Below are 26,936 nucleotides of genomic sequence, written 5' to 3' on the forward strand. Positions count from 1 at the left end.
GTCCGCCGCTATCATCGACGCGACTTTCTTTGCGAGAACCACCATGAACAAACTGCCGGATCTGGAGGGCTGGGCGATCTTCGCCAAGGTCGCCGACACGGGCTCGTTCGCCAAGGCCGCGGCCGAACTGTCCCTGTCCCAGGCCACGGTGTCCAAGACCATCACGCGTCTGGAGACCAAGATGAAGACCATGCTGTTCCACCGCACCTCGCGCAGCATGTCGTTGACGGAGTCCGGCTACGCGGCGCTGGAACGCGCCGCACGCATCCTGGAAGAGGGCGAGGCGGTCGAGGCCGAGGTCACCGAGAAGTCCACCAGCCTGCGCGGCAAGATCCGGCTGGCCGCGCCCATGTCCTTCGGCGTCACGCACCTGGCGCCGATGCTGCCGCCCTTCATGCAGGCGCATCCCGACGTGGACCTGGAGATCGAATTCAACGACAAGCAGGCCGACCTGGTGTCGGAACGCTTCGACCTGGCCCTGCGCATCTCCAACCTGGTGGACTCCACGCTGCTGGCGCGGCGCCTGTGCTCGGTGCGCATCCTGCTGGTGGGCGCGCCCAGCTACTTCAAGCGCGCCGGCAAGCCCAGGCATCCGCGCGACCTGGCGCAGCACACCGCGCTGCAGTACATGTACGCGCGCAACGGCTCGAGCTGGCGCTTTCGCCACGAAAAGCACGGCGAGTTTTCGCAATCGCTGCCGGTGCAGTTGAACGTCAACAACGCCGAGGCGCTGTCACCCGCGCTGCAGGCCGGCCTGGGCCTGGCGCTGCAACCAGAGTTCCTGGCCTGGGAAGACCTGCAGTCGGGCGCGCTGGAGACCGCCATGGACGACTGGCAGATCGACCCGATCGCGCTGCACATCGTCACGCCGCCGGGCCGCCGGCGGCCGGCGCGGGTGCAGGCGCTGATCGAGTACCTGGCGGAACGGTTGACGGCGGAGCCGTGGGCCAGCGACGTGCAGGGGTAGGGCGCAGGCATCCGCTGACGGTTCGACGCCGCGGCGCGCGCCGCTTAAGTTTCCCGGCGCGCCGCCGTCATTTGGTGATCGTCTCGTCGAACCGCCCTGCGTGGCAGCGGACGCGCTTCTCGCAATCACCGTCGGCACACTCATGGGTATCCTCGGCCTCATCGGCTTCGTCATCGTTCTGGGATGCTTCGGCGTCATGTCCCGCACCAGCCGCATCCTGCTCTCGCTGCTGCTGGGCGCCAGCCTGTACTACTGGTATTCGATCTCGGCCGTGTTCCACGGCGGCAGCGGGCCCGACATGGGCGAGCTGAAGGTCGCGCTGACGCTGCTCAGCGCCAACATCGGCGGCTTCGCCGTCGCCGCCGCGCTGGGCATGATGCGAAAGAGCAGCGCCAGCCCGGCCCACTACGCCGCGCGCAAGAAGGCCTTCTTCACGTTCCTGGCCAAATGGGGCCTCATCTACGGCGTGTACGCCTTCGTCGGCGGCAAGCTGATCGACCTGGCGCTGGGCGAGGACGGCGTGGGCTGGTTCTTCATGCGTGTATGGGGCCTGTACGGCTTCATCGCATTGCTGCTGCTGTGGTTCTTCTTCAAGCCGAAGAAAGCCGCCTGAGCGTGCGCTACGGGCCGGCAGGCCGCATCAAAACAAAAGGGGCTGCGCAGGCAGCCCCTTCTTCATGCACGCCGCGAAGCCCTGGCGGGCTTGCGGCCAGTCGTGCCGATCAGACGTCGATGTTCCCCGCCGACAGCGCATGCGCCTCGATGAAGTTGCGGCGCGGTTCGACGTCGTCGCCCATCAGCGTGGTGAAGACCTCGTCGGCCGCGATGGCGTCCTCGATCTGCACGCGCAACAGGCGGCGCACCTTCGGGTCCATGGTGGTTTCCCACAGCTGTTCCGGGTTCATTTCGCCCAGGCCCTTGTAGCGCTGCTTGGAGATGCCGCGGTCGGCTTCGCTGCGCAGCCACTGCATCGCTTCGCGGAAGTCGGAGACGTTCTGTTCCTTGCGCTTTTCGCCTTCGCCACGCGCGGCCAGCGAACGCGGGCCGACCTTGCCGGAGAAGCTCTTGGCGGCGCGCGACAGGATCGCGTAGTCGGAACCGCCGACGAAGTCGGCGTCGATGATGCTGACGCGCACGTTGCCGTGGTGCATGCGCTGGATCGACAGGCGATGGCGTTCGGTGGCTTCGTCGAACTCGGGCACCACTTCCACGCCGTTGCCGCTGACCGGATCGCGCATGGCGTCGGCCAGGCGCCTGGCCGAATCGGCGGTGCTCTCGGTGGACTCCAGGTTGATCTCCACGCCTTCGGCCATGGCCGACAGCGCGGCCACGTCGAACACGCGCGACAGGCGCGCGATGACGCCGTCAGCCGCCACGTACTGACGCGCCAGTTCACTCAGCTCGTCACCCCGGATGATGTTGCCGCCGGAGATGATCTCGGCGTCCTTCAGGGCCAGCTGCAGCATGAACTGCGCTTCTTCCTGGTCATCCTTCAGGTAGCGCTCTTCGCGGCCGACCTTGACCTTGTACAGCGGCGGCTGGGCGATGTAGACGTAGCCGCGCTGCACCAGCTCGGGCATCTGACGGTACAGCAGCGTCAGCAGCAGCGTGCGGATGTGCGCGCCGTCGACGTCCGCGTCGGTCATGATGATGAGGCGGTGGTAGCGCAGCTTGTCGACGTTGAAGTCCGGGCCGATGCTGGTGCCCAGCGCGGTGATCAGCGTGGCGATCTGCTCGCTGGCGATCAGGCGGTCAAAACGCGCCTTCTCGACGTTCAGCACCTTGCCGCGCAGCGGCAGGATGGCCTGGAACTTGCGGTCGCGGCCTTGCTTGGCCGAGCCGCCTGCGGAGTCACCCTCGACGATGTACAGCTCGCACAGCGCCGGATCCTTTTCCTGGCAGTCGGCCAGCTTGCCGGGCAGGCCGGCGCCTTCCAGCACGCTCTTGCGACGCGTCATTTCGCGCGCCTTGCGGGCGGCTTCGCGCGCGCGGGCGGCTTCGACGATCTTGGCGCACAGCGCCTTGGCGTCGTTCGGATGCTCCAGCAGCCAGGTTTCCAGCGTGCGGGCCACGGCTTCTTCGACGGCCGGGCGCACTTCGCTCGAGACCAGCTTGTCCTTGGTCTGGCTGCTGAACTTGGGTTCCGGCACCTTCACCGACAGCACGCAGGCCAGGCCTTCGCGCATGTCGTCGCCCGAGGTCTCGACCTTGGCCTTCTTGGCCAGTTCGTTGTCGGTGATGTACTTGTTGATGATGCGGGTCATCGCCGCGCGCAGGCCGGTCAGGTGCGAGCCGCCGTCGCGCTGCGGGATGTTGTTGGTGAAGCACAGCACGCTTTCGCTATAGCTGTCGTTCCACTGCATCGCCACTTCCACGCCCACCGGCACGCCGCCCGCGGCCGACTCGGTGGTGACCGAGAACACGTTCGGATGCAGCACCGTCTTGGCGCGGTTGATGTATTCGACGAAACCCTTCACGCCGCCCGAGAAGGCGAAGTTCTCTTCCTTGCCCTGGCGCTGGTCGATCAGGCGGATCTTGACGCCGTTGTTCAGGAAAGAGAGCTCGCGCAGGCGCTTGGAGAGGATCTCGTAGTGGTACTCGATGTTGTTGAAGATGATCGGGTCGGCCAGGAAGCGCACTTCGGTGCCGCGCTTGTCGGTCGTGCCGGTCACGGCCAGGGGCGCGACGCGCTCGCCCTGGCGGAATTCCATCTGGTGCACTTCGCCATTGCGGCGGATGGTCAGGCGCAGCCACTCGGACAGCGCGTTCACGCACGACACGCCCACGCCGTGCAGGCCGCCGGACACCTTGTACGAGTTCTGGTCGAACTTGCCGCCGGCGTGCAGTTCGGTCATGACGATTTCGGCCGCGCTGCGGTGGAATTCGTCGTCCTTGTGGATGTCCGTGGGGATGCCGCGGCCATTGTCGGTGACCGAGATCGAGTTGTCGGTGTGGATCGTGACGACGATGTCGTCGCACCAGCCGGCCAGCGCTTCGTCAATGGCGTTGTCGACGACTTCGAACACCATGTGGTGCAGCCCGGTGCCGTCCGACGTGTCGCCGATGTACATGCCGGGGCGCTTGCGCACGGCCTCCAGCCCCTTGAGCATCTTGATCGAGTCGGCGCCGTAGCCGCCGTTCTCGGGAGTGGTGTTCTGCTGATCTGACATGTCTGTATCGATAACGCTTTAAAGAACGGCCTGGCGGCCGGACCGCCGGCGGGCCATCGGGCCCGCGGGCGGCACAAACCCACGTCTGCGCGGACTTAGATCCGCATGGGCATGACGACGTACTTGAACTGGTCGTCGTCGGGCAGGGTGATGAGCGCCGACGCGTTGGCATCGGGCATGACCGACCACTGGATGTTGTCGACCTTGACGTTGGCCAGCACGTCGAGCAGGTAGCCGACGTTGAAGCCGACGTCCAGCGGCTCGAAGCCGTAGTCGATGTCGATTTCTTCCTGCGCCTCTTCCTGCTCGGCGTTGGAGGACGAGATCTTCATCTGGTTCTGCGCCAGTTGCAGGCGCACGCCCTTGAACTTGTCGGTGGTCAGGATGGCGGCGCGCTGCAGGCTGCCCTGCAGGGCTTCGCGGCCCACCAGGAAGTGGCGCGAGTAGTTGGTCGGGATGACGCGGGTGAAATCGGGGAACTTGCCTTCGACCAGCTTGGACACCAGCTCGACGTCGCCGAAGCGGAAACGGATCTGGCCCGGCGCCACGTCGATCGAGACGAGTTCGTCGGAGTCTTCCAGCAGGCGCTGCATTTCCAGCACGGTCTTGCGCGGCACGATGACTTCGTGACGCTCGCTGATGCCGTCGGCTTCGGTTGAGCAGTGCGCCAGGCGGTGGCCGTCGGTGGCGACCGCGCGCACGCGGCCCGGTTCGAACACCAGCAGCATGCCGTTCAGGTAGTAGCGGATGTCCTGTTGCGCCATGGCGAAGTGCACCATGTTGAACAGGTGGCGCAGCGTGCGTTGCGGCATGCTCAGCGATACGTCCCACTGCTCGGGCTGGGCCACGGTGGGGAATTCGCTGGCGGCCAGCGTCTGCAGCGCGAAGCGGCTCTTGGCCGACTGCACCGACAGCTTGTTGCTGGCCAGCGCCAGGCGCACGTCGCCGGTGTCCGGCAGGGCTTTCAGGATGTCCAGCAACTTGCGCGCCGCGACCGTGGTGGACTCGTTGTCGTGGCCCACACCGAAGTCGGCGTGCGTGGTGATCTGCACTTCCAGGTCGGTCGCGATGAAGGCAACCTTGTTGCCTTCCTTGCGCATCAGGATGTTCGCCAGGATGGGCAGGGTATGGCGTCTTTCGACGATGCCCGCCACGGTCGACAGCGGTTTCAGCAATGCATCGCGTGTGGTTTGTACGAGTTGCATGGTCATCCTTTTAGAGTTTGTTCCAACACGTGCAGGGTATGGTTGAGCTCCGCTTGCTTGGCGCGGGCGTCGGAAATCTTGCGTACGGCGTGCAGTACGGTGGTGTGATCACGGCCACCGAACAGATCGCCGATTTCCGGCAGGCTTTTCTGGGTCAGCTCCTTCGCCAGGTACATGGCGACCTGGCGCGGCAACGCGATATTGGCCGGCCGGCGTTTCGAATACATGTCGGCCACCTTGATCTTGTAGAAATCCGCCACCGTCTTCTGGATGTTCTCGACGGTGATCTGGCCGTTGGACACGGATAGCAGATCCTTCAAGGCTTCCTTGCAGACGTCCACGGTGAGCACGTCGCGGCCGTGGAAACGGGCGTAGGCCAGCACCTTGCGCAACGCGCCTTCGAGCTCGCGCACGTTGCTGCGCAGGTGCTTGGCGATGAAGAACGCCACTTCCTCGGGCATCGGCACGCCTTCGGACTCGGCCTTGCGCAGCAGGATCGCCACGCGCATCTCGAGTTCGGGCGGCTCGATCGCGACCGTCAGGCCGGAATCGAAGCGCGAGATCAGGCGGCTGTCGATGCCCGACAGTTCCTTCGGATACGTATCGCTGGTGATGATGATCTGCTTGCGCTGGGCCACCATCGCCTCGAACGCATAGAAGAATTCTTCCTGCGTGCGGTTCTTGCCGGAGAAGAACTGGATATCGTCGATCAGCAGCAGGTCGAGCGAATGGTAGTAGCGCTTGAAGTCATCGAACGCCTTGCGCTGGTACGCCTTGACCACGTCGGACACGTACTGGTCGGCATGCACGTAGCGCACGCGCACCCCGGTGCCCGCCGCCACCATGGCGTTGCCGATGGCGTGGATCAGGTGGGTCTTGCCCAGGCCCACGCCGCCGTACAGGAACAGCGGGTTGTACGAGGTGCCCGGGTTCTCGGCCACCTGCAGCGCGGCGGCGCGCGCCAGCTGGTTGGCCTTGCCCGTGACGAAATTCTCGAACGTCAGGTCGGTGTTCAGGCGCGAGCGCTCGTACACGATGTTGGCGGCGTCCGCGTTCACGGCCGCGGCCGCCGCGGTGGTCGCGACGGGAGCGGGCGCGGCGGGCTGCGCCGGCATGCCTGGCGGCGGCGCGCCGCCCAGGGGCGCGGCGGCCGAAGGCGCGGTCGGCACGGGCGGCTGCGCGCGCACGGGCGCCACCGGCATGCGCGGCGTCGCGCCCTGCGAGGGCAATTCGAACAGGACCTGTACCGGACGCTCGAACCACTCCGCGGCCAACGCTTCGATCTGGTGGGAGAAGTTCTTGCGCACCCAGTCCAGCTTGAACCGGTTGGGGGCGGCAACGCGCAGCACCGCCTGCGTTTCGTCATACGCAAGCGGGACCAGCGGTCGTATCCACGCGCTGATTTGTTGGGGGGGGAGTTCCTGCTCAAGACGACTGACGCAGGTCTGCCAGAATTCTTTCATGTCGCTCTTATTCAAACCTCGATTCTACCTTGCCTGGGCATGGGTTATCCACAGGGTAGGGCATGGGCGTGCACAACCTGCCCCCTTAACTGTTTGACAAGACAGGGAAAACTTGCTGAAATGGTGGGCTTTTCCGAATTCTGTCTGTCAGAAGGTTTCGCAGAAGGCCCAGGTTCACACGGGTAATAGGGTAATGGTTACACTTACCCCCGCCCCCGGAACTGTGCCTTGCTGAATAGGTCGCCCGGGGTTACCCCGGACCAGAGCCCCGTCTACAAGCCTGCCTTTGCCAGTGAATCCGCATGTCATGTGCGAATTCGCAGCGAGGCGCTTACTAGATACCCGCTACCGGATTTGCGACCAGGAACCCTCCGGGCAGGTCCCTTCTGACTTTTGTTCTTTTTGTGGATCGTCCATGAAACGCACCTACCAACCTTCCGTTACCCGCCGCAAGCGCACCCATGGTTTCCGCGTGCGCATGAAGACCCGCGCTGGCCGCGCCATCCTGAACGCTCGCCGCGCCAAGGGCCGCAAGCGTCTGGCTGTCTAAGTCTCGCTTCTTGCGCAGACACCTGACCCGCTGACCCCGCAGTCCATGCCGCGCGCCACGCTTCCGCCGGAGGCGCGGCTGCATCGCCCCTCCGAGTTCGCCGCCGCCCTCAAAGGCCGGCGTCTGGCCCGAGGGGCGTTTTTCGTTGTGAGCGCCGCTTCCAACGATCTGCCCCCCGGCCAGGATGCCTGTGCCCGGCTGGGCCTGGTGATCGCCAAGCGCTTCGCCGCCCACGCCACCACGCGCAACGCGCTCAAGCGGGTCATCCGCGAAGCGTTCCGCCACCGGCGGCTGGGGTTGCCGGCGAAAGACTACGTCGTCCGGCTGCACAGCAAGGTCACGCCCGCCACGCTCACCGCGCTGAAACAGGCGGCCCGGGCCGAAGCGGACGCTCACTTCGAGCGGATCGCGCGATGAACGGGTCATCCCCCCGGCAGGCAGGCCGTCCGCGACGCGGGCGTTCCGTGGGGGCCGCAATACTCATTGCCCCGATCCGGTTCTACAGGTTTTTCCTGAGCCCCTGGATCGGCCGGCAATGCCGCTTCACCCCGACCTGCTCGGCGTATGCGATCGAGGCGATCGAACGCCACGGTCCCTGGCGCGGCTTCTGGCTGATGCTGCGACGCATCGGCCGCTGCCACCCCTGGTCGCCCGGCGGCTGGGACCCGGTTCCGCCGTCCAAGGGAACCAACCGCGGGGCCTGCTGCTCCCATGGCCACCGCACCGAGCATGATTGACGCTAAACTGGCGGGCTTTGCTGGCCCGTATTCACTTCAGTAGGCACCATGGATATCCGACGAACCGTCCTCTGGATGATTTTCTCCTTCTCGCTGTTGCTCCTTTGGAACAACTGGCAGATCCATAACGGCAAACCGTCGCTGTTCGGGGGCCCCACGCCCGCGGCCAGCACGCCCGCCAACGGCACGCCGGCAGCCGACGCGAACAGCGCGACGCCGTCGGTGCCCAATGCGCCGCCCGCGACCGCCAGCACCGCGCCCTCGGCCGTGCCTGGCGCCGCCGCGCCGGTGCCGACGCGCTCGGAAGAAGTCGTCATCACCACCGACGTGCTGCGCCTGACCTTCGACACGCTGGGCGCCCAACTGGTGCGCGCCGAGCTGCTGAAGTACCCGGCCACCGGCCAGCCCGACAAGCCCACCGTGCTGCTCGACCGCACCGCGGGCCTGAACTACGTTGCCCAGACCGGCGTCGTCGGCGCCGCCAACGGCCAGAACTTCCCCACCCACCAGACGCCGTTCCGCGTGGTCTCGACCGACCGCCAGATGACCGGCGACAGCCTGGTGGTGGCGTTCGAAGCCGAATCGGGTGGCGTGAAAGTCACCAAGACCTTCACGCTGCATCGCGGCCGCTATGACATCGACGTGCGCCACGACCTGGCCAACGTCGGCGCCGCCCCCGTGACGCCCGCGCTGTACCTGCAGCTCGAGCGCGACGGCAACGATCCGGCCGATACGTCCAGCTTCTATCACACGTTCACCGGCATGGCCGTCTACTCGGAACAGGACAAGTTCCAGAAGATGACTTTCGCCGACATCGAGAAGAAGAAGGCCAACTACATCAAGCAGGCCGACAACGGCTGGATCGCCGTGGTGCAGCACTACTTCGCCACCGCCTGGGTGCCGCCGCAAGGCAAGCCGCGCAACAACGAAGTGCTGGAAGTGCAGAAGAACCTGTACGCCGCGCGCACCATCGAAGCCGTCGGCGAGATCGCCCCGGGCGCAGCCGCCCGCGTCGATTCGCACCTGTGGGTCGGTCCGCAGGACCAGAAGGCCATGGCGGCGCTCGCCCCCGGCCTGGAACTGGTGGTCGACTACGGCTGGCTGACCATCATCGCCAAGCCGCTGTTCACGCTGATGACCTGGCTGCATTCCATCCTGGGCAACTGGGGCTGGACCATCGTCGCCCTGACCGTGCTGATCAAGGCCCTGTTCTACCCCCTGGCCGCCGCCAGCTACCGCTCCATGGCCCGCATGAAGCAGGTTGCTCCGCGCCTGCAGGCCCTGAAGGAAAAGTACGGCGACGACAAGCAGAAGCTCAACGCGGCCATGATGGAGATGTACCGCACCGAGAAGATCAACCCGCTGGGCGGCTGCCTGCCGATGGTGGTGCAGATCCCGGTGTTCATCTCGCTGTACTGGGTGCTGCTGGCCAGCGTCGAAATGCGCGGCGCGCCGTGGATCCTGTGGGTGCACGACCTGTCGATCCGCGACCCGTTCTTCATTCTGCCCGCCATCATGATGGCCACCATGTTCCTGCAGATCAAACTGAACCCGACGCCCCCGGACCCCGTCCAGGCCAAGGTCATGATGATCATGCCGCTGGTGTTCGGCGGGATGATGTTCTTCTTCCCGGCCGGCCTGGTGCTCTACTGGTGCGTCAACAACACCCTGTCGATCGCGCAGCAGTGGTCCATCACCCGCGCCATGCAGCGCAAGACGGAAGCCGCGGCCAACCGCTGATTCCGGCTCGCGCCATGAAAAACCGGCCTCCAGGGGCCGGTTTTTTTTCGTCCGCGTCGCCGCGGCGTTTGGGGATGATGCGCGTCAGGGAAATTGCTTGATAGTTATTTTCAATCAAATTTGGTAGATCAATCAACTTCACAACGAAAAAATTGACCCCTATGATGTGTCGGAGATATCCCCCGGCCGGCAATGTCCGGGACGGTGTCCGATCACGCAGCGCGGCCCAGGCGCCGCGCATTCCAGGAATTTCGTAGGGAGTGTGCCATGACCGATAAGAAGCATCTGACCACCGCCTCTGGCGCGCCGGTGGCCGACAACAACAACACCTTGACCGCCGGCCCGCGCGGTCCGGCGTTGTTGCAGGACTTCTGGCTGATAGAGAAACTCGCCCATTTCGACCGTGAACGCATCCCCGAACGCGTGGTGCATGCCAAGGGCTCGGGCGCCTATGGCACCTTCACCGTCACTCACGACATCAGCAAGTACACCCGCGCCAGCATCTTCTCCAAGGTCGGCAAGCAGACCCCGCTGTTCCTGCGCTTCTCGACCGTGGCCGGCGAGCGCGGCGCGGCCGACGCCGAACGCGACGTGCGCGGCTTCGCCATCAAGTTCTACACCGACGAAGGCAACTGGGACCTGGTGGGCAACAACACCCCGGTGTTCTTCATCCGCGACCCGCTCAAGTTCCCCGACTTCATCCACACCCAGAAGCGCGACCCCAAGACCAACCTGCGCAGCGCTACCGCCGCCTGGGATTTCTGGTCGCTCAGCCCCGAATCGCTGCACCAGGTCACCATCCTGATGAGCGACCGCGGCATTCCCGCCAACCTGCGCCAGCAGCATGGTTTCGGCTCGCACACCTTCAGCTTCGTCAACGCCGGCGGTGAACGCTTCTACGTGAAGTTCCACTTCAAGTCACAGCAGGGCATCGCCTGTCTGAGCGACGAAGACGCCGCCCAGGTGGTGGCCCACGACCGCGAAAGCTCGCAGCGCGACCTGTTCGAGAACATCGAGCAGGGCAACTTCCCGAAGTGGACGCTGAAGGTGCAGATCATGCCGGCGGCCGAGGCCGAGACCTATCACATCAACCCGTTCGACCTGACCAAGGTGTGGCCGCACGGCGACTATCCGCTGATCGAAGTGGGCGTGCTGGAACTGAACAAGAACCCGGAGAACTACTTCGCCGAGGTCGAGCAGGCCGCCTTCACGCCCGCCAACGTGGTGCCCGGCATCGACTTCTCGCCGGACAAGATGCTGCAGGGCCGGCTGTTCTCGTATGGCGACACGCACCGCTACCGCCTGGGCATCAACCACCACCAGATCCCGGTGAACGCACCGCGCTGCCCGTTCCACAGCTACCACCGCGATGGCGCGGCGCGCGTGGACGGCAACGCCGGCGGCACGCTCAACTACGAGCCCAACAGCGCCGGTGAATGGAAGGAAACCCCGTCGGCCGGCGAACCGCCGCTGCCGCTGGACGGCCAGGCCGCCGCGCGCTGGAACCACCGCGTCGATGACGACTACTACTCGCAGCCGGGCGCCTTGTTCCGCCTGATGACGCCGGCGCAGCAGGAGCTGCTGTTCGGCAACATCGGCCGCCACATGGCGAGCGTGCCCGAGGAAATCCAGCGTCGCCAGCTGGAACACTTCCGCAAGGCCGATCCGGCCTACGCGGCGGGCGTGGCCAAGGCGCTGGGGTTGAAGCTGTAGGCACGGCATTCGCACGCGGCAGGCGCCGCGCGGCGCACATCGGGCGGCCCCACGGGGCCGCCCGTTTTCTTTCTGCTGCTATTTTTTGGCCGCGTGTATGGCTGGTTTTCTGCCCAAACCTGCTTGTTTCGCCCGCTTTTTGCTCCGAAAACCACCGCAAGCGACTTTTCCACAACAAGGCCGAAAAAAGTTATCCCCATTCGTCCACAGCCAATTCACAGGCAATCCACAGGAATTCCACAGGCGCTGTGGATAGTGTTATCCGCGGAAGCTGTGGAAAACCCGCTTGCTAGTATTTCAGGCCCGTATCGCACAGCACCGTGGCCACCGTCGCGTCCGCGGGCAGCCGGCCCGAACGCAACAGCTTGGCGGCCGCGCACGCGTTGGCGGCGGCGGAATAGCCCACGTACAGCCCCTCGCGCACGGCCAGCAGGCGCCGCCATTCCTGCGCCTCGTCGTCGGTGACCGCGATGCTCAGGTCCATCAGGGACGGATCCCAGTGCGGCGGCACGGCGCCGTAGCTGGTGCCCTGGATCAGGTGGCGCGCCTTGGTCACCGGTTCCCCCGCCAGCACTTCGCAGCCCAGCGGCTCGACCGCCGCGCACAACGTGGCGGCGCTCGCCGCCTTGAGCGCGCGCGCCACGCCCATGAAGGTGCAGCCGGTGCCGACGGCCGCGACCCAGCCGTCCACGGGAGCGCCGGCCTGTTCCAGGATTTCGCGGCCAGTACCGGTTTCGTGCGCGGCGATGCATTCGACGGCATTGAACTGGTCGACGTAGAAGCCGCCGCGTTCGCCCGCCAGCGCGGCCGCCACCCGGGCCGCCGCCTCGACGTCGGCGCCGGTGACCTGCCCGGGGGCGCCATCGACCTGCGGCACCAGCACCACTTCGGCGCCCAGTCCTTCCAGCATGCGGGCGCGGGCGGGGCTGTTGCCCGCCGACATGGTGACCACCAGCGGATGCCCCAGCGCGGCGCAGGCCACGGCCAGGCCCGCCCCCATGTTGCCGCTGGTCATCTCGATCACCGGCATGCCGGGCGCCAGGCGGCCGTCGGCGCGCGCGGCCAGCAGGATGGCCTTGGCGGCGCGATCCTTGACGCTGCCGCCCGGTTGCAGGAATTCGGCCTTGGCCACGATGCGGCCGGGGCCGTCGTGCACGCGGCTCAGCGCGATCAGGGGGGTGTTGCCGATGAGTTCGATCGAGGAAGCGGCCAGCATAGGGATTCCGGTGGGCAGATCCGCGGCGCCGCGGACGCCGGGACGGGAAAGGCAAGGGCTATCCATTGTAGAGAGGGGGCCATGGCCGGCGCGCCGCACCGCGGCGGTGCATCGACAAATTTCTTTCCACGCGATATCAATAATGATTACTATTTATCGCCAATCGCGCCTGCCGGGCGTGTGACCCAGCTCCAACGCCACCAAATCGAACCGTGAATCCGCAGGGATATCTCTCCACGCCCTCCATCGAGACCCTCTACCACGACCATCATGGCTGGTTGCGGGGATGGTTGCAGCGGCGCCTGGGCAATGCGGCCGATGCCGCGGACCTGGCGCACGATGCCTTCCTGCGGCTTATCCACAAGCCGGCGCCACGCGGCTTTGGCAGTCCGGGCGAGGCCCGCGCCTATCTGCGCAGCATGGCGCAGGGCATGTGCATCAACCTGTGGCACCGGCGCGAGATCGAGCAGGCCTGGCTCGACACGCTGGCGGCGCGTCCCGAAGCGTGCGCGCCGTCCGCCGAACGCCAGGCGATCGTGCTGGAAGCGCTGCAGGAGATCGGCGCGCTGCTGCGCGACCTGCCGCCCAAGGCCGCCCAGGCCTTCCTGATGGCCGCGGTGTGCGAGGTCCCGAGCGCCGACGTCGCCGCGGAACTTCACATCTCGCCGCGCATGGTGCGCAAATACGTGGCCCAGGTGATGCTGCGCTGCATGCTGACCGAGGCCGGCGCCACCGCCCGGGCGCTGCGGGATCCGACTTTCGCCTGACCCATGGCCGCCATCCCACTGATCCCCGCGGACGGACAAGACGCGCGCCCGGCCTGTGCCCACCCGCCGCACCACGTCATGGAGCAGGCCGCCGAATGGTACGCGCTGCTGATCTCCAGCGACGCGGTCGTGGCCGACCAGCAACGGTGGCTGGCCTGGCTCGATGCAGATCCCAGCCACCGCCAGGCCTGGACTTATGTCGAACGGGTCAGCCAGCGCATCCTCGCCCCCTTGCGCGAAACCCCCGACCCGCGCCTGACCACTGACAACCTGCACGCGGCCGGCCAGCGCGTCATACGGCGCCGCCGCGCCCTGGTCCGCATCGCCTCGTTGGCCGGCGTCGGCGTCTTCGGCTGGCTCGGATGGCGCCAGACGCCGCTGGGCACGCTGGCGGCGGCCTGGACCGCCGACTACCGCGCGGCCACCGGCGAGATCCGCGCCACCGTGCTGTCCGATGGCTCGCGTGTCTGGCTCAACACGGCCAGCGCCTTCAACCAGGACTTCCTGCCCGGCTTGCGTCGCCTGCGCCTGGTAGCGGGTGAAATCCTGATCGAGACAGGGGCCGACAAAGACCGTCCGTTCGTGGTCGACACCGCCGAAGGCCGGTTGCGGGCGCTCGGCACGCGCTTCACCGTGCGCCAGGAGGCGGGCGCGACGCTGCTGGCGGTCTATCAAGGCGCCGTCGAGATCCGCACCACTGGCAACGCGCCCGCGGTCGTCATCACGGCGGGCCATCAGGCGCGCTATACCGCCCGCGCCGTCGCGCCAGCCACGCGGGCCGATCCGGCGCGCGAAGCCTGGATCCGGGGCGATCTGCTGGCCAACAACCTGACGTTGCGGGAGCTCGCCGACGAACTGGGCCGCTACACGCTCGGCCATATCGGCGTGGCGCCGCAGGTGGCGCAACGTCGCGTCTTTGGCACGTTCCCGCTGCGCGACGTCGATAGCGCCCTGGGCCTGCTGGCCCAGGCCGCGCAGGTCAAGCTGCAACGGCCCCTGCCGTGGTGGACCACCCTGGTCGCGGCCGACGACGCGGCTGCGCGCTGACGCGGCCGTTACAAATTTTTCGGCGATTGCGCGGTGGGCCAGGTTCCGTTTGCGGCCGCTCGATTGATTCAGGAGGTGAAAGCGCATTGCCCACATGGCCTGGCGGCCTGGCGATGGCAACGCGCTGACGACACTCCCACCTCCAGCCAGGATTGAACGCCATGTCCCGCCGCTTGTCCCCCGCCCGTCCCGCCATCGCCGGGCCGCGCCGCTCGCCCCCGTTGCGCAGCCCCCGGCGCGCCGCGCTGACCCTGCATCTGGCCGCCGCCTGCCTGGCGGCCGGCGCCTTGCCCGCCCACGCGCAGCAAGTGGCCTCGGACCGTCCCGCGCAAGCCCCCGCGCCGCGCAGCTACGACATCCCCGCCGGCCCGCTGCAGGCAGTCCTGGCGCGCTTCTCGGCCGAAGCGGGCGTCTATCTCGCTGGCGCCACCGAACTCGTCGATGGCAAGCACAGCCCCGGCCTGAAAGGCCGCTTCGGCGCCACGGACGGCCTGGCCGCGTTACTGGCCGGCACCGGCCTGCGGGCGGTCGCCAACAGCCAGGGGCAATATGTGCTGACGGCCGCGCCCCCCGCGAATGGCGTGGCCACGCTGCCGACCATCGCCGTCAGCGGCGCAGCCGTCGACCCGGTGGCCCAGCGGCTCAATCCGCCGACCACGGTCGCCTCGAAAATCCCGTTATCGCAACGCGAGATTCCGCAGACCATCAGCGTCATCACGCAGCAGCAGATCCAGGAACAGAACCTGCAATCGCTGGACGAGGCCATGAAGCGCACGCCCGGCGTGATGGTGCTGCAAAGCGACGCGGACCGGGTCCAATACTATTCGCGCGGCTTCCCCATCAGCTCGATGGTGGTGGACGGACTGCCGGTGGTCATGAACTCGGACATGTCGTCCACCGCCGGCACCAATGCGCCCAGCCTGGCCATGTACGAACGCGTCGAAGTGCTGGACGGGCCGGCCGGCCTGTACGGCGGATTCGGCAGCGTCGGCGGCGTCATCAGCCTGGTGCGCAAGCGCGCGCCGTCGGAATTCGCGGCCTCGCTTTCGACCACCGCCGGCACCAGGGACAACTTCGGCGCCCAGGCGGATATCGGCGGCCCGCTGAACGCATCGGGCACCGTGCGGGGGCGCTTCGTCGCTTCCGCGCAGCGCAAGGATCTGGAACTGGACTCGACCTGGCGCAAGGACCAGTCTTACTACGGCACGCTGGAGGCGGACCTGTCCGCCAATACCTTGCTGCGCACCGGCGTGAGCTACAGCCAGCGCGACTCGAACGTCGGCTGGGCCGACAAGGCGCCGCTGTATGACGACTATTCGGTGGCCGGCGGCCGCAACGATTTCTTCGGCGCGTCGTGGAACCACGACCGCTATGCCACCACCAATGTGTTCGCCAGCCTGGAGCACAAGCTGGGCCAGGACTGGAAGGTCACCGCGACGGGCAGCTTCGACCACAACACGGCGCGGGTGCTGTCCGGCGAGCTCTTCGGCATCGTCGACAAGGCCACCAACACGGCCAACTTCGGCACCACCAACACCGACTACTACGAGGACAACCAGAGCTACGACCTGAACGCCACCGGCAAGTACACGCTGCTGGGCCGCCAGCACGACGTGGTGATCGGCGCGAACTACAGCCACATGTACAACTACGGCACCAGCTACTACGGCACGGACAGCCTGTTCAATTTCCAGACCATCGACATCTGGAATTATTCATACGCCAAACCCAGCTGGAGCGGTTCGCCGGAACACACCTCCAAGGGCGCGGTGGTGCAAAGCCAATATGGCCTCTATGGCAACACGCGCTTTCACGTGACCGACGCCTTGACCGCCATCGTCGGCGCCCGCGTCTCGTGGTGGGACACGCGCTACAAGCAGGATCAAACCTACAACCCGTTCGGCAACCAGTCGAGCAGCGATTCGTACAAGAAGAAGATCACGCCCTATGCCGGCCTGGTGGCCGATGTCGACGACGCGCATTCGGTCTATGCCAGCTACTCCACCATCTTCCAGCCGCAGGCATTGCGCACGCCGTCCGGCGAATTGCTCAAGCCGATGGAAGGCGAGCAGTACGAAGTGGGCGTGAAGGGCAGCTATCTGGAGGGCAGGCTGCAGACCTCGGCCGCGCTCTACCAGATCACGCAGAGCAACCGCGCGCTGCCCACCGACGACACCGGACAGTTCTTCGCGGCCGCCGGCAAGGCGCGTTCGCGTGGCGTCGACCTGCGCGCCTCGGGCCAGGTCACGCCGGGCTGGACGGTGACCGCCGGCTACACCTACAACAACAGCAAGTACCTGGACGAGGCCAGCCTGGACACCAGCGCCTCGGCGTTCTCGCAGATCGCCCCCAAGCACCTGTTCCGGGTCTGGACCAACTACCGCCTGCCCGGCGACCTCAGCCGCTGGGAAGTGGGCGGCGGCATCAATGCCACCAGCAAGCTGTTCAGCGGCAGCGGAGCCACCACGGTCACGCAGAGCGGCTTCTACACCGCGGATGCGCGCATCGCCTACAAGATCGATCCGCACATGACCGTGTCGCTCAACGCCACCAACCTGTTCGACAAGCACTATTACATGCCGCAGAACCAGGGCGTGGTCTTCGGGGAAGGGCGGCGGGTCGCGCTGACGTTGCGCGCCGACTTCTGACGCGGGCCCTGCGCCCGGGCCTGCGGGATATCCACAGGCCCGGCCGGGCCAACGGTTCAGCGCGGCAGGGACGAGGGCGCGTGTTGCGCGCTGGCGGCGCCGGGGGCGGGCAGGTCGGCTTGCCCCGCCACGGCTGGCGTGGGCGCGGCCAGCGCGACGATGGCCAGCGCCAGCGCGACGCCCGCGGCGGTGGCGGTGCGGATCAATCGTTCGCGCAGATCGGGAGACAGACGCATGGCGTTCCTTGTGGATAAGTCGCGGGCCGGCCTAGAACGGCGCGTCGCCTTCGATGGTGGTGCGGTACAGCTTGCGGCGCAGGTGGTCGGGCGTGCCGCCGGCCAGGTGGATCAGCGAGCGGTTGTCCCAAAACACCAGGTCGTGCGGCTGCCAGCGGTGGCGATAGATGTGCTCGGGCCGCACGCTGTGCGCGAACAGCTCGTCCAGCAGTTGCCGGCTCTCGTCCTCCGGCAGGCCTTCGATATGGGTGGTGAAGCCTTCGCTGACGAACAGCGCGCGGCGGCCATTCTCGGGGTGCGTGCGCACCACCGGGTGCGACACCGCCTGCACCTGCGCCACCTGCTGCGCGCTCAGGTTGGGGCGCCAGTTGCCTTCCTTCTGCAGCTGGCCGTACTTGGCCAGGTACGAATGCACCGCGCGCTTGCCCTCGACGGCGTTGCGCAATGCGGCGGGCAGGGTGTCGTAGGCCAGGTGCATGTTGGCGAACAGCGTGTCGCCGCCTTGCGCCGGCAGTTCCTGCGCGTGCAGCAGCGACCCCAGGCTGGGCAGTTCCTTGTACGAAATGTCCGAATGCCAGTACTTGCCGGCATCGCCCAGGCCGACGGGCTTGCCGTGCTCGATGATGTTGGAGACGATCAGGATCTCGGGGTGGTTGGCCAGGTGGAACTGATGCAGCACGTGGATCATCAGGCGGCCGAAGCGGCGGCTGAAATCGATGTGCTGCTGCGGCGTGATGCGCTGGTCGCGGAACACCAGCAGGTGGTGGTCCAGGTGCGCCTGGTGCACGCGCTTGAAATCGGCGGACGACAGTTCACGGCCCAGGTCCAGGCCGATGAGCTCGGCGCCCACGGGGCCCGCCAGCGGCCGCAGCTCGAACGCCTGCGCGGCCGGGGGCGGCGGGACGGGGGCGGCCGCTTCGCGCCGCACGGCGTTGCTCTGGGACATCGGTCACTCCGGTTGGCGTCGCGGCGTTGCCGCCGGCGCTGCGGTCCATCCGCGGATGGATCAGGAATGACCGATTATGGAAAGCGCGCCTTGTATCTCAAACGAAGTTATCGGCGTTTGAACAAAGCCTGGCGTCATATAGAAAAACCGCCCGGAGAACCGGGCGGCTTGGGGTGGCATCGCGCATAAGCAAATAACCGCAATGCCTGAAGCGCGGCGGCGCGCTTAATTGTGCTTGGGCAAATAGGCCTCGACCAGCTTGACCCAATACGTCGCGCCCACCGGCAGCAGCGCGTCGTTGAAATCGTAGTTCGGGTTGTGCAGCTGGCACGGCCCCATGCCGTGATAGCTCTCCATGCGGTGGTCGCCGTCGCCGTTGCCCAGGAACAGATAGGTGCCGGGCAGGGCCTCCAGGAAGAACGAGAAGTCCTCGGCGCCCATGAAGGGCGGCATGTCGCGCACCACGTTCTCGGCGCCGAAGGCGTCCTCGGCCACCTGCGCCGCGAACGCGGTCTCCTTGTCCCAGTTCACCAGCGGCGGATAGGCGCGCACGAAGTCCAGCGTGCCGCTGCCGCCATACACCTGCGGCAGCGTGGTGGCGATGCGGCGCATGTCTTCCTCGATCTTGTCGAGCACCTCGACCGAATAGGTGCGCACCGTGCCGCGCAGCACCGCTTCGCCGGGAATCACGTTGTAGGCGTCGCCGGCGTGGATCTGCGTGATCGACAGCACCGCCTGCTCCAGCGGGTTCTTGCTGCGCGAGATCACCGTCTGCAGCGCATGCACCATGTCGGCCGCGACGATGATCGGGTCGACCGACGCGTGCGGCTGCGCGGCGTGGCCGCCCACGCCTTTGATGACGATGTCCCAGCGGTTGCTCGACGCCATGGTGGGGCCGGCGCGGAAGCCGAACTGGTTGACCGGCATGCCGGGCATGTTGTGGATGCCGAACACCGCGTCACAGGGGAATTTGTCGAACAGGCCGTCCTGCATCATGGCGCGCGCGCCGGCGTTGCCGCCTTCCTCGGCCGGCTGGAAGATGAACACCACGGTGCCGTCGAATTCGCGATGCGTGGACAGGTACTGCGCCGCGCCCAGCAGCATCGTGGTATGGCCGTCATGGCCGCAGCCGTGCATGCGGCCGCTGATGGTGGACTTGTGCGCGAAGCGGTTGTGCTCGGGCATGGGCAGCGCATCCATGTCGGCGCGCAGGCCGATGGTCTTGCCGCCGCTGCCGCCTCGCAGGACGCCGACCACGCCGGTTTTCCCCAGCCCCGTGTGGACTTCCAGCCCCCACTGGCGCAGGCGCTCGGCCACCAGGTTGGAGGTGCGCGTTTCCTGGAAGGCCAGTTCGGGATGGGCGTGGATGTCACGGCGCAGTTCGGTCAGTTCGCCGTGTGCGCGTTCGATTTCGGCGAGGGTTTTCATGGCGGAAGGTAGGCGAAAAGGAAAGAAGAGAACGGATGTCGTATGACAGGGTACCGGGAAATTCTCGCGCCCGTCGCCGGCCGCGTCCAGCGTTGTTACGGATTGGCGTCAGGCCGGGTCGTTCAGATGGCAGGCGCTGAACTGCATCGGCGCCACCTCGCGCAGCAGCGGCCGCTCGGTCTTGCAGCGCGGCATCGCCTGGGGACACCGCGGATGGAAGGCGCAGCCGCCCGGCGGATCCAGCGGCGACGGCAGCTCGCCCTTGATCGGCTGGTAGCTGCGGCGTTCCGGCGTGAGCGTCGGCAGTTCCTTGAGCAGCGCCTGCGTGTAGGGATGGTTGGCGCGCTGGAACACCGTGTCGGTCGGCGCCAGCTCGACCACGCGGCCCAGGTACATGATGGCGACGCGATCCGAGATGTGGCTGACCACGCTCAGGTTGTGGCTGATGAACAGGTACGTCAGGTCCAGCTCGTCGCGCAGCTTCTCGAACAGGTTCAACACCTGCGCCTGGATCGACACGTCCAGCGCCGCCACGGCCTCGTCGCAGACGATCACGGAGGGTTTCAGCGCCAGGGCCCGCGCGATGCCGATGCGTTGGCGCTGGCCGCCCGAGAACTGGTGCGGATAGCGCTGCGCGAAGGCCGGGTCGAGTCCCACCTGGCGCATCAGTCCGGCCACGTACTCGGCCTTGTCGCGCGCGCGGATCAGGCCATGCGCCACCGGCGCCTCGCCGATGATCTCGCGCACCCGCATGCGCGGGTTGAGCGAGGCGTAGGGGTCCTGGAAGATCATCTGCACGCCCAGCTCGTAGGCGCGCCGCTGCGGGCCCGCCATGGCCTTCACCGCCTGGCCCTGGTAGTGCACCTCGCCGGCGGAGGGCGGCAGGATGCCCGAGACGATGCGTCCCAGCGTCGACTTGCCGCAGCCGGATTCACCGACGATGCCGATGACCTCGCCCGGCTGCACGTCCAGGTCCACGCCGGCCACGGCGTGCACCACCTGTGTCTTCAGGCCCGCGCCCAGCAGGTTGGCGATGCGCCCGGCCAGGTCCACGTGCTGCGTGAAGCGCAGCTCCACGCCGCGCAGCGACAGGATGGGGGCGGCGTTGCGATCGGCGGCGCTCATTGAACCTCCGCCGCGCCGGCATGCCAGCACCGCACCCATTGCGCCGGGCGCACTTGCACCGGCTGCGGTTCGACCAGACAGGCGTCGCTGGCGCGCGGGCAGCGCCCGCGGAACGCACAGCCCTGCGGCAGGTTGAGCAGCGACGGCGTCATGCCGGGAATCGGCACCAGCGGCCGGCCGCGCGATTCCGGCGTGGGAATCGAGGCGATCAGGCCGTGCGTGTACGGATGCATTGGATGGCTGATGACGTCGCGCGTGCTGCCGGTCTCGACCACGCGGCCGGCGTACATCACCGACACGCGGTCGGCCAGGCCCGCCACCACCGCCAGGTCGTGCGTGATCCACACCAGGCCGGTGCCGGTCTCGCGGCACAGCTTCTGCACTTCGAACAGGATCTGCCCCTGGATGGTCACGTCCAGCGCCGTGGTGGGTTCGTCGGCGATGATGACGCGCGGTGAATTCAGCAGCGCGATCGCGATCGCCACGCGTTGCCGCATGCCGCCCGACAACTGGTGTGGATAGGTCCGCAGGCGTTCCTGCGGTGACGGGATGCCGACCATCGTCAGCGTCTGCAGGGCGCGTTCACGCGCCTGTTCGCGCGATACCTTGTGATGCGCCTGCACCGCTTCGATCATCTGCGTATCGACGCGCAGCACCGGGTTCAGCGTCATCATCGGGTCCTGGAAGATCATGGCGATCTCCTGCCCGCGCAACTGCCGCCAGCGCGCCGGCGACGCGCCGCGCAGGTCCTCTCCGTTCAGGCGCAGTTCGCCCTCGACGATGCGGCCCGGTTCATCCAGCAGGCCCATCAGCGAGAAGCCGGTGATGCTCTTGCCCGAACCCGATTCGCCCACCAGCCCCAGGATCTCGCCTTCGGCCACCGTCAGGTCGACGCCATCGACCGCCTTCACTACGCCATTGCGGGTGAAGAAATGCGTCTTCAGGCCCCGCACATCGAGCACCGGCGACTTGTCCACAGCTTGCGTCTGCATCGCGTCCGCCCTCAATTCGCGTGGCGCGGGTTGAGCACATCGCGCAGGTGGTCGCCCACCAGGTTGATGGCGATGATGGCCAGCGCCAGCGCGATGCCGGGGAAGAACGAGATCCAGTACTGGCCCGACAGCAGGTACTCGAAGCCGTTGTAGATCAACATGCCCAGCGACGGCTCGGTCACCGGCACGCCCACGCCCAGGAACGACAGCGTGGCTTCCAGCGCGATGGCGTGCGCCAGGTCGATGGTGGCGATCACGATCAGCGGCGGCATGCAGTTGGGCAGCACGTGGCGGAACAGCACCCGCCCCCACGACAGCGACATGCAACGCGCCGCCTCGACGTATTCCTTGCCGCGCTCGACCAATGCGGCGCCGCGCGCGGCGCGAGCGAAATAGGCCCACTGCACCACGATCAGCGCGATGATCACCTTGTCCACACCCTTGCCCAGGATCGCCAGCAGCATCAACGCCACCAGGATCGCCGGGAACGACAACTGGATATCCACAATGCGCATCAGCAGCGCGTCGATGCGGCCGCCGAAGTAGGCCGCGATCAGGCCCACCGTGGCGCCGATGCCGAAGGCCGCCAGCACCGATACGGCGGCCACCATCAGGCTGGTGCGCATGCCGTACAGGATGGCCGACAGCAGGTCGCGCGCCTGGCCATCGGTGCCCAGCCAGTAATGCATGCTGCCGTCGCCGCTTTCGCTGCCCGGCTTGAGCTTGGAATCCATGATGTCCAGCGTCGCCAGGTCATACGGATTCTGCGGCGCGATCCACGGCGCCAGCAGCGCGGCGCCGACGATCAGCACCAGCATCACCAGGCCCAGCGTGGCCAGCTTGCTGGCGAAGAAATCGCCCAGAAAACGGCGCCATGGCGTCTGTTCCCTGGCGGCGGCGGTCGGTACGGTGGCGGTCGCGGGGGCGGTCATCGGCGGCTATCCAGGCGTACGCGGGGATCCAGCACCGTATAGATGATGTCCACCACGAGGTTCAGCATCACAAGGAAGAACACGATCAGCAGCAGATACGCCACCACCACCGGACGGTCCAGGTTGATGATGGAATCGATCAGCAGCTTGCCCATGCCGGGCCACGAGAACACCGTCTCGGTCACCACCGCGAAGGCCATCACCTGACCGAACTCCAGGCCCGCCACGGTGACCACGGGGATCAGGATATTCTTGAGCAGGTGCACGCCCAGCACGCGCTTTTCCGACAGGCCCTTGGCGCGCGCGAACTTGATGTAGTCCATCGGCAGCGCCTCGCGCGTGGCGGCGCGCGTCACGCGGATGATCATGGCGCACTTGGCGAAGGCGATGGTGGCCGCCGGCAGCGCCAGGCTGAGCCAGCCATCCAGCGTCAGCACGCTCAACTGCAGCGAGCCGATGCTGACGGTCTGGCCGCGGCCGCCCGCCGGCACCCAGCCCAGCATCACCGCGAACACCATGATGAGCATCAGGCCGACCCAGAAGTTCGGCAGCGAGAAGCCCAGCACCGATCCCGTCATGATGGCGCGCGAGCCGACCGCCTTGGGCTTGAGGCCCGCGATGATGCCCAGCGGCACGCCGATGAGCACCGACAGCAGCATGGCCACACAGGCCAGCTCGACCGTGGCCGGCATGCGCTCCAGGATCAGGCGCATGGCCGGCTCGCCGGTCAGGAAGCTGTTGCCGAAATCGCCGCGCACCGCCTGGCCCATGAAGATCAGGTACTGCCGCCACAGCGGCAGGTCCAGGCCCAGCGAGGCGCGGATGGCGGCGCGCTGCGCCTCGGTGGCCTCCGGACTGGCCAGCATCGACACCGGATCGCCGACCATGTAGATGCCGGCGAAGACCAGCGCCGACATGACCAGCATGACGACGATGGTTTGCAGCAGTCTTCGTACGATTGTCGCTAGCACGTCATACCGCCCGCTGCGCGCATTACTTCTTCAGCGTTGCGAACTGCGCCAGCGTGACCTGGTCGGGACGGCCCTGGTAGCGGATGTCGTTCTTCATCGCCCACACCGACAGCTCGAAGTGCACCGGCAGCATCGCGAAGTCGTCCATGGCGATGTTGCTGGCCTTGGACAGCAGCTCGGCGCGCTTGGCGTCATCCATGGTGGACGAGGCTTCCTTCACCAGTTCGTCCATCTTGGGATTCGAGTAGCGGCTGCGGTTGGTGGTGCCCAGGCCCGCCTCGGGATTGCGTGTCACCAGCAACGAGGTCAGCGCGTTCGACATCTCGCCGCTGGTCACCGACCAGCCGGCCAGGTAGGCCGAGAACGCGTAGCTGTCGCGGTTCTTGAAGAACACCGGGGGCGCCATGGCGTCGACGCTGGTCTTCACGCCCACGCGCGTCCACATCGACGCGATGGCCTGCGCCACCTTGGAGTCGTTGACGTAGCGGCCCGACGGCGAGCCCAGCGTGATCGAGAAGCCGTTGGGATAGCCGGCGTCCTTCAACAGCGCCTTGGCCTTTTCCACGTCGGCCTTGGGCGCCTTGGAATGCTCCTTGCTCGACCCGAACATGGGGTAGGGCAGCAGGTTGCCCGCGGGCAGCGCCACGCCGCCCATCACGCGCTCGACCAGCGCATCGCGGTTGATGGCCAGCGACAGCGCTTCGCGCACGCGCTTGTCCTTCAGCGGATTCTTGTCGGTGCCCTGGATGCCGGGCGAGGGCTCGGCGTACTGGTCCAGCGCCACGTACACCACGCGCACCGACGGCGTCTCTTCGACGTACAGTTTCTTGTCGCCCTTGAGCTTGGGCAGGTCATCGGTCGGGGGATCCTCGATCATGTCGACGTCGCCGGCCAGCAGGGCCGCCACGCGCGCCGCGGCGTTGCTGATCGGGCGATAGATCACCTTGTCCCAGGCGGGCTTCTTGCCCCAGTAGTTTTCGTTACGCGCCAGCACGAATTCGGCGCCGCGCTTCCACGACACGAACTTGTACGGGCCGGTGCCGATCAGGCCATCGCCGCTGTTCAATTCCGTGGTGGTCTTGCCTTCGGCCGCGGGACCGGAGGCGGCCTTCTTCGACATGATGGGCAGCTGCGCCAGGTTCACCAGCAGGTTCGGCGCCACTTCCTTGGTGGTGATGCGCAGGGTCATCGGATCCACCGCTTCGGCCTTGGCCACCGAGCCCAGGTAGAGCGTGAACGGCGACGGGCTGTTGGGTACCTTCGGCACGCGGTCGTAGGTGAAGACCACGTCTTCGGCCGTGAACGGCGAACCATCCGAGAACTTGACGCCGGGCCGCAGCTTGAAGGTCCACACCTTGCCGTCGACGGTCCAGGATTCGGCCAGCGCCGGCACCGGCTTGAGCTGCGCGTCGGTGGCCACCAGCGTGTCGAAGATGGTCTGGGAGATCTGGGTGTTCGGTGTCAGCGCGTGGTACTGCGGATCCATCGACGACGGCTCGGTCTTCAGGCCGATCACCAGGTCGCGCGCAAGCGCAGAATTGCAGGTGCCGAACGCCAACATGACCGCGACCGAACTACAGGCCAACACACGCGAAAACCGAGATGCCATCGTGATCTCCCAGGGTTGTTTCGGGTTTTAAACCTCTGGGGCACAGTAACCAGCAAACAAGCCGCCGCGCAACAGTTATATTCCCCTATTGTCCTAGCTTCGCGTTATCCCCGATATGTCCGTCCATGCCCCCATCGCCGCCATTGCAACCGCCCCCGGAAGAGGCGGCATCGGCGTCGTGCGCGTTTCTGGTGCGGACCTGTCAGAATTGGTGCGGCGCCTGTTCCAGCGCGACCTCACGCCGCGCCACGCTCACTATCTGCCGTTCAAGGCGGTCGATGGTGAACTGCTCGATGAAGGCATCGCGCTGTACTTCAAGGGGCCGCATTCCTACACCGGCGAAGACGTGCTTGAGCTGCAAGGCCACGGCGGCCCCGCGGTGCTGCGCCGCGTGCTCGACAGCTGCCTGGCGGCGGGCCGCGACCAGGGCCTGCGGCTGGCCGAACCGGGTGAATTCACGCGCCGCGCCTTCCTCAACGATCGCATGGACCTGGCGCAGGCCGAGGCCGTCGCCGATTTGATCGAGGCGTCCTCGGTGGCCGCCGCGCGCGGCGCCATGGCCTCGCTGTCGGGCGAATTCTCGGCGCGCGTCAACGACCTGTCCGACCGCATCATCCACCTGCGCATGCTGGTCGAGGCCACGCTCGATTTTCCCGAAGAGGAAATCGACTTCCTTGAAAAGTATCAGGCGCGCCCCACGCTGGAAAAGCTGGCCGGCGACCTCGGCCATCTGATCGCTCAGGCGCGCCAGGGCGTGATCCTGCGCGAAGGCCTGCACGTGGTGCTGGCGGGCCAGCCCAACGTGGGCAAGTCCAGCCTGCTGAACGCGCTGGCCGGCGACGACGTCGCCATCGTCACGCCGATCGCCGGCACCACGCGCGACAAAGTGGTGCAGCAGATCCATATCGACGGCGTGCCGCTGCACATCGTCGACACCGCCGGCCTGCGCGAAACCGAAGACACCGTGGAAAGCATCGGCATCGCCCGCAGCTGGCAGGAAATCGAGCGCGCCGACGTCATCCTGCACCTGCAGGACGCCACCCAGCCGGGCGATGAACTGGACGCCCAGATCACCGCGCGCCTGCCGCCGCGCACGCCGGTGCTGAAGGTTTTCAACAAGGTGGACCTGTTATCCACAGCGTTTACGGCCGGCCCCGGCGAACTCGGCATTTCCGCCAAGCGCGGCGCCGGCCTGGACGCGCTGCGCGCCGAACTGCTGCGGATCGCCGGCTGGAATCCCGGCGCCGAATCGCCCTGGCTGGCGCGCGAACGCCACCTGCACGCGCTGCAGGACGCCGCCGACCACCTGGCGCTGGCGGCCGAACACGCCGAGCAGGACGACCGCGTGCTGGACCTGTTCGCCGAGGAACTGCGGCTGGCGCATGACAGCCTGTCGAGCATCACCGGGAAGTTCACCAGCGACGACCTGCTGGGCGAGATCTTCTCGAGCTTCTGTATCGGGAAATAATAGCCC

At 66.7% G+C, this 26,936-nt stretch carries 23 protein-coding genes; 11 read left to right on the forward strand and 12 right to left on the reverse strand.

Going from position 1 to position 26,936, the window contains the following annotated elements:
• The first annotated feature begins 43 nt into the window (after positions 1-43).
• Both I6I07_RS07295 and I6I07_RS07300 read left to right on the forward strand, forming a co-directional pair.
• Positions 44-967, forward strand: a complete 924-nt coding sequence (locus tag I6I07_RS07295; RefSeq protein ID WP_198486163.1) for a LysR family transcriptional regulator — start codon at positions 44-46, stop codon at positions 965-967.
• Between the two features lie 142 nt (positions 968-1,109).
• Positions 1,110-1,580, forward strand: coding sequence for a hypothetical protein (locus I6I07_RS07300; RefSeq protein WP_198486164.1), 471 nt, complete (start codon positions 1,110-1,112; stop codon positions 1,578-1,580).
• 109 nt (positions 1,581-1,689) lie between these two features.
• Here I6I07_RS07300 and gyrB read toward each other — a convergent pair whose 3' ends face one another.
• The 3 genes from gyrB to dnaA form a co-directional block, all read right to left on the reverse strand.
• Entirely contained in the window at positions 1,690-4,137 is a 2,448-nt protein-coding gene (gyrB, locus tag I6I07_RS07305; protein WP_198486165.1) for a DNA topoisomerase (ATP-hydrolyzing) subunit B, read from the reverse strand.
• 95 nt (positions 4,138-4,232) lie between these two features.
• Positions 4,233-5,342, reverse strand: coding sequence for a DNA polymerase III subunit beta (dnaN, locus tag I6I07_RS07310; protein ID WP_198486166.1), 1,110 nt, complete (start codon positions 5,340-5,342; stop codon positions 4,233-4,235).
• A gap of 2 nt (positions 5,343-5,344) precedes the next feature.
• On the reverse strand, positions 5,345-6,805 hold the full coding sequence (gene dnaA / locus I6I07_RS07315) for a chromosomal replication initiator protein DnaA (RefSeq protein WP_198486167.1): 1,461 nt from the start codon (positions 6,803-6,805) through the stop codon (positions 5,345-5,347).
• A 415-nt stretch (positions 6,806-7,220) separates the two neighbouring features.
• On the opposite strand from dnaA, the gene rpmH reads away from it, so the two are divergent.
• The 5 genes from rpmH to I6I07_RS07340 all read left to right on the forward strand — a co-directional run bounded on the left by rpmH (position 7,221) and on the right by I6I07_RS07340 (position 11,545).
• Complete coding sequence (gene rpmH / locus I6I07_RS07320; protein ID WP_003816025.1) at positions 7,221-7,355, forward strand: 50S ribosomal protein L34; 135 nt, start codon at positions 7,221-7,223, stop codon at positions 7,353-7,355.
• Between the two features lie 45 nt (positions 7,356-7,400).
• Positions 7,401-7,772: a ribonuclease P protein component gene (locus I6I07_RS07325; protein ID WP_006392133.1), complete on the forward strand. Its 372-nt coding sequence runs from the start codon at positions 7,401-7,403 to the stop codon at positions 7,770-7,772.
• Positions 7,769-8,092, forward strand: a complete 324-nt coding sequence (gene yidD / locus I6I07_RS07330; RefSeq protein ID WP_081105109.1) for a membrane protein insertion efficiency factor YidD — start codon at positions 7,769-7,771, stop codon at positions 8,090-8,092. The genes I6I07_RS07325 and yidD overlap by 4 nt, the downstream gene beginning before the upstream one ends.
• Before the next feature lie 48 nt (positions 8,093-8,140).
• Entirely contained in the window at positions 8,141-9,832 is a 1,692-nt protein-coding gene (gene yidC / locus I6I07_RS07335; protein WP_198486168.1) for a membrane protein insertase YidC, read from the forward strand.
• 267 nt (positions 9,833-10,099) lie between these two features.
• Entirely contained in the window at positions 10,100-11,545 is a 1,446-nt protein-coding gene (locus tag I6I07_RS07340; protein WP_198486169.1) for a catalase, read from the forward strand.
• Positions 11,546-11,834: 289 nt separating this feature from the next.
• Here I6I07_RS07340 and I6I07_RS07345 read toward each other — a convergent pair whose 3' ends face one another.
• Entirely contained in the window at positions 11,835-12,761 is a 927-nt protein-coding gene (locus I6I07_RS07345; protein WP_198486170.1) for a PLP-dependent cysteine synthase family protein, read from the reverse strand.
• A gap of 212 nt (positions 12,762-12,973) precedes the next feature.
• Here I6I07_RS07345 and I6I07_RS07350 point away from each other — a divergent pair, with 212 nt between their 5' ends.
• From I6I07_RS07350 to I6I07_RS07360, 3 genes are all read left to right on the forward strand, one after another.
• Positions 12,974-13,528, forward strand: coding sequence for a sigma-70 family RNA polymerase sigma factor (locus tag I6I07_RS07350; protein WP_198486171.1), 555 nt, complete (start codon positions 12,974-12,976; stop codon positions 13,526-13,528).
• A 3-nt stretch (positions 13,529-13,531) separates the two neighbouring features.
• A complete protein-coding gene (locus I6I07_RS07355) occupies positions 13,532-14,575 on the forward strand; it encodes a FecR family protein (protein WP_232625939.1) in 1,044 nt (347 codons plus the stop codon).
• A 161-nt stretch (positions 14,576-14,736) separates the two neighbouring features.
• On the forward strand, positions 14,737-17,223 hold the full coding sequence (locus I6I07_RS07360; RefSeq protein ID WP_198486172.1) for a TonB-dependent siderophore receptor: 2,487 nt from the start codon (positions 14,737-14,739) through the stop codon (positions 17,221-17,223).
• A gap of 56 nt (positions 17,224-17,279) precedes the next feature.
• On the opposite strand, the gene I6I07_RS07365 is transcribed toward I6I07_RS07360, so the two are convergent.
• From I6I07_RS07365 to I6I07_RS07400, 8 genes are all read right to left on the reverse strand, one after another.
• Positions 17,280-17,459: a hypothetical protein gene (locus I6I07_RS07365; protein WP_054431010.1), complete on the reverse strand. Its 180-nt coding sequence runs from the start codon at positions 17,457-17,459 to the stop codon at positions 17,280-17,282.
• A gap of 31 nt (positions 17,460-17,490) precedes the next feature.
• A complete protein-coding gene (locus tag I6I07_RS07370) occupies positions 17,491-18,405 on the reverse strand; it encodes a TauD/TfdA dioxygenase family protein (RefSeq protein ID WP_198486173.1) in 915 nt (304 codons plus the stop codon).
• A gap of 225 nt (positions 18,406-18,630) precedes the next feature.
• Positions 18,631-19,833 carry a M20 aminoacylase family protein gene (locus tag I6I07_RS07375; protein WP_198486174.1) on the reverse strand — a complete coding sequence of 401 codons (1,203 nt, stop codon included), beginning with the start codon at positions 19,831-19,833 and terminating at the stop codon, positions 18,631-18,633.
• 108 nt (positions 19,834-19,941) lie between these two features.
• A complete protein-coding gene (locus tag I6I07_RS07380) occupies positions 19,942-20,958 on the reverse strand; it encodes an ABC transporter ATP-binding protein (protein ID WP_198486175.1) in 1,017 nt (338 codons plus the stop codon).
• Positions 20,955-21,950, reverse strand: a complete 996-nt coding sequence (locus I6I07_RS07385; RefSeq protein WP_198486176.1) for an ABC transporter ATP-binding protein — start codon at positions 21,948-21,950, stop codon at positions 20,955-20,957. The genes I6I07_RS07380 and I6I07_RS07385 overlap by 4 nt, the downstream gene beginning before the upstream one ends.
• 11 nt (positions 21,951-21,961) lie before the next feature.
• Positions 21,962-22,882, reverse strand: a complete 921-nt coding sequence (locus I6I07_RS07390; RefSeq protein ID WP_198486177.1) for an ABC transporter permease — start codon at positions 22,880-22,882, stop codon at positions 21,962-21,964.
• Positions 22,879-23,853, reverse strand: coding sequence for an ABC transporter permease (locus I6I07_RS07395; protein WP_198486178.1), 975 nt, complete (start codon positions 23,851-23,853; stop codon positions 22,879-22,881). The genes I6I07_RS07390 and I6I07_RS07395 overlap by 4 nt, the downstream gene beginning before the upstream one ends.
• 22 nt (positions 23,854-23,875) lie before the next feature.
• Positions 23,876-25,462 carry an ABC transporter substrate-binding protein gene (locus I6I07_RS07400; protein WP_198486179.1) on the reverse strand — a complete coding sequence of 529 codons (1,587 nt, stop codon included), beginning with the start codon at positions 25,460-25,462 and terminating at the stop codon, positions 23,876-23,878.
• 115 nt (positions 25,463-25,577) lie between these two features.
• Between I6I07_RS07400 and mnmE the strand changes: the two genes are divergently transcribed.
• Positions 25,578-26,930, forward strand: a complete 1,353-nt coding sequence (gene mnmE, locus I6I07_RS07405; RefSeq protein WP_198486180.1) for a tRNA uridine-5-carboxymethylaminomethyl(34) synthesis GTPase MnmE — start codon at positions 25,578-25,580, stop codon at positions 26,928-26,930.
• Positions 26,931-26,936: the final 6 nt, after the last annotated feature.

The sequence above is a fragment of the Achromobacter deleyi genome, assembly GCF_016127315.1.
In the GTDB taxonomy this organism is placed as follows: Bacteria; Pseudomonadota; Gammaproteobacteria; order Burkholderiales; family Burkholderiaceae_B; genus Achromobacter; species Achromobacter insuavis_A.

Coding starts and splice junctions, on each gene's coding strand:
- I6I07_RS07295 (WP_198486163.1), top strand. CDS start 44: ATGAACAAACTGCCGGATCTGGAGGGCTGGGCGATCTTCGCCAAGGTC.
- I6I07_RS07300 (WP_198486164.1), top strand. CDS start 1,110: ATGGGTATCCTCGGCCTCATCGGCTTCGTCATCGTTCTGGGATGCTTC.
- gyrB (WP_198486165.1), bottom strand. CDS start 4,137: ATGTCAGATCAGCAGAACACCACTCCCGAGAACGGCGGCTACGGCGCC.
- dnaN (WP_198486166.1), bottom strand. CDS start 5,342: ATGCAACTCGTACAAACCACACGCGATGCATTGCTGAAACCGCTGTCG.
- dnaA (WP_198486167.1), bottom strand. CDS start 6,805: ATGAAAGAATTCTGGCAGACCTGCGTCAGTCGTCTTGAGCAGGAACTC.
- rpmH (WP_003816025.1), top strand. CDS start 7,221: ATGAAACGCACCTACCAACCTTCCGTTACCCGCCGCAAGCGCACCCAT.
- I6I07_RS07325 (WP_006392133.1), top strand. CDS start 7,401: ATGCCGCGCGCCACGCTTCCGCCGGAGGCGCGGCTGCATCGCCCCTCC.
- yidD (WP_081105109.1), top strand. CDS start 7,769: ATGAACGGGTCATCCCCCCGGCAGGCAGGCCGTCCGCGACGCGGGCGT.
- yidC (WP_198486168.1), top strand. CDS start 8,141: ATGGATATCCGACGAACCGTCCTCTGGATGATTTTCTCCTTCTCGCTG.
- I6I07_RS07340 (WP_198486169.1), top strand. CDS start 10,100: ATGACCGATAAGAAGCATCTGACCACCGCCTCTGGCGCGCCGGTGGCC.
- I6I07_RS07345 (WP_198486170.1), bottom strand. CDS start 12,761: ATGCTGGCCGCTTCCTCGATCGAACTCATCGGCAACACCCCCCTGATC.
- I6I07_RS07355 (WP_232625939.1), top strand. CDS start 13,532: ATGGCCGCCATCCCACTGATCCCCGCGGACGGACAAGACGCGCGCCCG.
- I6I07_RS07360 (WP_198486172.1), top strand. CDS start 14,737: ATGTCCCGCCGCTTGTCCCCCGCCCGTCCCGCCATCGCCGGGCCGCGC.
- I6I07_RS07365 (WP_054431010.1), bottom strand. CDS start 17,459: ATGCGTCTGTCTCCCGATCTGCGCGAACGATTGATCCGCACCGCCACC.
- I6I07_RS07370 (WP_198486173.1), bottom strand. CDS start 18,405: ATGTCCCAGAGCAACGCCGTGCGGCGCGAAGCGGCCGCCCCCGTCCCG.
- I6I07_RS07375 (WP_198486174.1), bottom strand. CDS start 19,833: ATGAAAACCCTCGCCGAAATCGAACGCGCACACGGCGAACTGACCGAA.
- I6I07_RS07380 (WP_198486175.1), bottom strand. CDS start 20,958: ATGAGCGCCGCCGATCGCAACGCCGCCCCCATCCTGTCGCTGCGCGGC.
- I6I07_RS07385 (WP_198486176.1), bottom strand. CDS start 21,950: ATGCAGACGCAAGCTGTGGACAAGTCGCCGGTGCTCGATGTGCGGGGC.
- I6I07_RS07390 (WP_198486177.1), bottom strand. CDS start 22,882: ATGACCGCCCCCGCGACCGCCACCGTACCGACCGCCGCCGCCAGGGAA.
- I6I07_RS07400 (WP_198486179.1), bottom strand. CDS start 25,462: ATGGCATCTCGGTTTTCGCGTGTGTTGGCCTGTAGTTCGGTCGCGGTC.
- mnmE (WP_198486180.1), top strand. CDS start 25,578: ATGTCCGTCCATGCCCCCATCGCCGCCATTGCAACCGCCCCCGGAAGA.